4 protein-coding genes are annotated in these 4997 nt (G+C 36.1%); 1 reads left to right on the forward strand and 3 read right to left on the reverse strand.

All coding sequences use genetic code 11. The features are described 5' to 3' along the window. Positions 1-160: 160 nt before the first annotated feature. The 3 genes from ACVWXS_RS25720 to ACVWXS_RS25730 all read right to left on the reverse strand — a co-directional run bounded on the left by ACVWXS_RS25720 (position 161) and on the right by ACVWXS_RS25730 (position 4148). Positions 161-847, reverse strand: coding sequence for a DUF3600 domain-containing protein (locus ACVWXS_RS25720; protein ID WP_456960660.1), 687 nt, complete (start codon positions 845-847; stop codon positions 161-163). Then, positions 840-1364 (reverse strand): sigma-70 family RNA polymerase sigma factor, encoded by a 525-nt coding sequence (locus ACVWXS_RS25725; RefSeq protein WP_374964057.1) that lies wholly within the window; start codon positions 1362-1364, stop codon positions 840-842. The genes ACVWXS_RS25720 and ACVWXS_RS25725 overlap by 8 nt, the downstream gene beginning before the upstream one ends. Before the next feature lie 435 nt (positions 1365-1799). Further along, entirely contained in the window at positions 1800-4148 is a 2349-nt protein-coding gene (locus ACVWXS_RS25730; protein WP_456960661.1) for a M13-type metalloendopeptidase, read from the reverse strand. Positions 4149-4577: 429 nt separating this feature from the next. Between ACVWXS_RS25730 and ACVWXS_RS25735 the strand changes: the two genes are divergently transcribed. Then, complete coding sequence (locus ACVWXS_RS25735; RefSeq protein ID WP_456960662.1) at positions 4578-4907, forward strand: hypothetical protein; 330 nt, start codon at positions 4578-4580, stop codon at positions 4905-4907. Positions 4908-4997: the final 90 nt, after the last annotated feature.

A 4997-nucleotide genomic window follows, 5' to 3' on the forward strand; every position in this document is an offset into this window, starting at 1 on the left:
ATTGACCGGTGTACCCGAGCGATAAAGCTCGACTACTGTTTGTTTGAATTCTTTATTGTACTTTTTTTGACTCATGGTCGGACACGTCCTCTCTTATACTCAATTCTATTGATTTAACCGAGGTATGTCCACTCATCTATAATACATCCATATCTATAATTCAATTTCCAAGTTGTTTTTCATTTACATAAATTAAGTATTCTTGAGCTTCTAAGAATTCCTCTTGTAACTCTGTAGGAATTATATCGACCTCAGGAATACTTGAGACCCCTAGTTGTGCCATAATCGTTTCATAGGTCATTAGGGCTTGAATATATTGTTCATATTCTTCAGCTGTTAAAACCTCTTTACTTGATGGGAGTCCGTTTAATTTGTCAAAGTATGGTTGAACTTCGTACATAGCTGCTTTAATTTTCTCTAATGGTTCTGCAGGGACTTGAGAATAATCTATGTTTCCGTTGTTATCACCATATTCAAGTTTTGCACTTGTAAATACATTTAGTAAATCTTTAAATTGTTCAAATTCCTCTTTTCCTAGGTCACCTTTTGCTTGATTTAGTTTTGCATCAAATAATAAGTAACTTTCCATTGTAACATTTGCCACATGTTTTTTTAGATTATCAAATGAACCATATAAATTATCGGCAAGTAACGCCTGGTAAGCAAATACACCTGTTGGAATCATTAAACAAGTAGAAATAACAGCTATAGCCAATCGTTTTTTTACAAAACGATTTAGTTTACCACCCATTTCAGACTTTGCTTTATTAATGCCCAATTTACTTCTTTCATGAATCTCTACAGGGATTTCAATTTTTGATAACTCTTGCTTTAGATGGTTATGCATAGTTATCTACCTCCTTTAAATTTTGGCGAAGCTTATCTAAAGCACGGTATAAGACAGACTTTGCGGTTCCAAGTGGGATGTCTAATATCTCTGAAATTTCCTTTAATGTACGATCGTCATAATATTTTAGTAAAATGACACTCTTCTCATCCTCTTTTAAAGTATCAATCAGCTTGTGTAAAGATAAAGTAAGTGCAATGTCTTCATCTTCTGACCCAGTAAGCACTTCAAAGTCTAAATTTAGCGGGATCACCTTTTTATTTTTATTGATTAAGCTCAATGCACAATTAATCGTAATTTTCATGAGCCATGTCTTGAAATATTCTGGTTTTTTCAATGTACTGATTTTCTTAAATGACTGATAGGCCACTTCTTGAACAAGATCTAATGCATCATCTTTATTTTTTACATAGACATAAGCCATTCGATAAATATCTGCTTCGTACTGCTGAAAAAGCATTAAGTAAGCTTTATCATTTCCTTTTTGTGCTTTCTTTACTAGACGTTCAAGTTTCATCTTAATTCCTCCTTTCGTTTTGGTTTTACATCTATTAGATAAACTGGAAGGTGATTTGGCTTAAATTTTTTTAATTAATTTTATGTAATGGGGTTTGGGAAGGTTTAATGAATGTACACTTTGTCAAAATAACACATAACTAAAATCAGTAGTTCAAAGTAATGGGATGGGAAATTGTAAAGAAATAAGCACTTATTTTGTTAATAATCGCCATTGTTTTATTAGCAATTTGGTTCGGGGCTTAGTTAAATTTTCGATTCAAGAAATATCGAAATAAAAAAAACAGAATTTAATCTACACGTTTTGTAGATTAAATCTGCCTTTTTGTTTTAACACCAACAATCTTTGAGAAAACAGCCTTACTCTAAAAAGGACTTCCTAGACAACCTCTTTGCCTTTATACACTGTCGGAATTAGCTCTATCTGCTCTAATTTTTACCAGATGGAAACTCGATCCTCCGGAGCTACATACATGCCATCTCCAGGCTTAATTCCATAGGCATCATAAAATTGCTGGAAGTTCACAATCGTGCGGTTTACCCGAATTTTATTAGCTGAATGTACATCGTTTTTGCTCAGAATCGCTGCAAATTCTTTTGTTGTTGTGGATTTCCACATTTCTGCATTGCTTTCGAAATATGCTTTATAATCTGGATTACTCATATTCGATACAACTTGCAGTGAAGCGGCCATTCCGCCCAAATCGGCGACATTCTCGCTTAGTGTAAGCTGACCGTCGTTCAACACACCCGGAATAATCTCAATGTTATTATAGAACTCAATCAGTTCCTGGTTTTTCTCTTTGAATTTCTCAAAGTCTTCTTCTGTCCACCAGTTATTTGCATTTCCATTTTCGTCGTATGCCGATCCGTTGTTATCAAATGCATGGCTGATCTCATGGCCAATGATCATGCCAATTGCCCCATAGTTTTCTTCAGGTTTAGCGTTAATGTCATAGAAAGGCGCCTGAAGAATACCGGCAGGGAACGTAATTTCGTTATTAAGCGGATTGTAGAAAGCATTTACGGTATATACGCTTGTTCCCCATTCCGTTCTATCAACCGGTTTTCCTAGCTTGGCTTTTGTGTTATCAATGTATGCTTTGTTTACTGTGAAGGTATTAGAGAACAGCGAGCCGCCTTCATCATATGTCTTGATCGCTACTTTATCTAATGTCGTATCCCACTTATCTGGGTAACCGATCTTAACAATCATCGTATCCAGCTTTTTAATCGCTTTATCTTTTGTCGTTTCTGACATCCAATCAAGCGATTTGATTCTTTCCTCATAAGTAGCAATTAACTTCTCTACCATTTGCTCAACATCTTTTTTAGCTTCTGGTGAAAAATGTTTCTCGGCAAACATTTGCTCCAAATATCCGCCCATTGTGCCAGTTGTCTTGGCTACTGCGATTTCCTGATCTGTTTTTTCTCCTGTAACGCCATATAACGTTGCGGAAAACTCATTTGCAGCGTCTCTGAATTCATCTGACAACAAACCGCCTGTTGCCGAAAGCAGTTGTACTTTGGAGTAAGCTTTAAGTACGTCAAGATTAGCTTCATTCAAGAGTTCCGCGCCTTTTTGCGCCAACTTTTCATCGATTACGATCACTTTATCTGCACTGTCGACTTTCATCGATTTCAAGACTTGTTTCATATCTATTGTTTTGAACATGTCATCAAATTGTTCAATCGTATACGGATTATAGTATTTATTGACATCGCCTTGTTCATGAGGTTCAAGCGATACGGAGGCTAGGCTTTTCTCCATTCCATAAATTTTCTCGGCATGGGCTTTCGCTGCAGACTCTTTCTCACCCGATGACACGAGAAGTTTGGCCATATATTGAATATAGGCTTTTTTCGCTTTTTCGTCTTCTGTTATAAAGCTGTTCTTATCCAGACCGGTAGCTAATCCAGTGTAATACAAAGCATTTTCGCTGCTGTTCTTTGCATCGCCCATGATTGCAAAGCTGAATAATGAACTTAGACCCAATTCTTTCTCCAGGGTAAGATCTGCTTGAACGAGCTCATCAATCGTTTTAGCCCCGTCAATGTCCTTTACATATTTTTGAATGGGTTCAATCCCTTGTTTATTTCTATTTTTTGTATCTAACGCTGTCGCATAGAAGTCTGCAATTTTCTGTTCTTTTGTTCCTTCTGTGAATTGTTTGCCAGCGATCTCATCTATTATTTTTTCTATTTTATTGTTATTTTGCTTATGCAGCTCGGGAAAAACGCCACCCATGATTTCTCCTGCCAGAATTGTCGATTTATTTAACCATTCCTTATTAATGGCTTCATAAAAATCGTCATTTAAATGGGAGCCTTTAAGCGTCCACACTCTGGCGATTATGTTTTGGAACTCATCGATTGTAATATTGTCATTTGCGCCTAATGTGCCGTCAGGTTTGCCCGTCAGTACGCCTGCTTTTGCCAGTTTATCGATATCTTTCTTAGCCCAAGCGGGTACATCGGTGAACTCGACGCCAAATGTTCCACTGCGCAGATCATTTCCGACTGGCTCTGGCAATTCGCCGAATGCTCTACTCAACATGACTAAAGCTTCAACCTTCTTAGCTGGCTCATTCTCTCTTAAATCGTTAAAGCCTTGCATAACGTATTCTTTATTAATTCCTGGTTGATAAGCGTCTGCTGCCATCAACAAGGTTTTAACGATCTCTCCTCTTGTCGCTGGTGGCGACGTTTCATCGGCATACACCGATACGCTAACTGATAGGACCATTATTATGGCCATGAATAACGATAAAAACTTCTTTTTCATCTTCGTGCTCCTCTACGATAGATTTGTATAAATAAAGATAAATGAGTAGAATTTAGTATACCTACCATTTATATTCCATTATAGTTAATTTATTTTAGTTTGAAAATATGTAAGGAGCTTTTTCATTTTCAAGAGAGCATTATCTAGTCTAGAGCTTTTAAGCTAGAGCGGTACCACAAGTAAGGTCACTTTTTTAGTTAAAAATTCCACTATATTAGTATCACTATAGAGTGAATTGTAGGGGTCAAATAAGAACCACACTAAGATATATCACGATGAACCGTACCACAAGAATCAGTTGCCAAAATCGAAGGCAGCTTTTCTTTTTATGCTAACAGAACAGGTTAGTTCAACAAGGAGCGATTGAAATACAATTAATATGGAGTTTTGGGGAATAATGATACTAAACAAATTTAAGGAGAATCAGAAATGAAAAAATTGCTTTTTAGCCTTATCTTCGTTTTAGTAATTTTTCCTTCACAAACACACTCTGAGAATAAAATTGAAGAGTTGCCACCTTGTTCAGCAATACTTGAACCAACAAAAAACGTACCTAAAAATGCCAGAGGAGTAGCGCTGATTTATAATATTGAACGAAAGTTTAATGATGAACGAACAAGTCTCAGTGTTCACGCACTTCATTTACCAAAACCATCTAGTTTTGGGGATTATGATGGTTATGAAGTATTAGCATATATTCCGAAAGAAATAAGTTGGATTTTCTCATTGTCTCCTTTAACTAAATATGGAGAAATATAAATGCTAATTTAAATATGTACATTCCTGCTTGAATAAAGATGTACAAAAATGCTCTTCCATTTCATACTAATACTGAGGTGTTAGTATGCA

This window comes from Lysinibacillus sp. TE18511, assembly GCF_054062295.1.

Coding starts and splice junctions, on each gene's coding strand:
- ACVWXS_RS25730 (WP_456960661.1), bottom strand. CDS start 4,148: ATGAAAAAGAAGTTTTTATCGTTATTCATGGCCATAATAATGGTCCTA.
- ACVWXS_RS25725 (WP_374964057.1), bottom strand. CDS start 1,364: ATGAAACTTGAACGTCTAGTAAAGAAAGCACAAAAAGGAAATGATAAA.
- ACVWXS_RS25735 (WP_456960662.1), top strand. CDS start 4,578: ATGAAAAAATTGCTTTTTAGCCTTATCTTCGTTTTAGTAATTTTTCCT.
- ACVWXS_RS25720 (WP_456960660.1), bottom strand. CDS start 847: ATGCATAACCATCTAAAGCAAGAGTTATCAAAAATTGAAATCCCTGTA.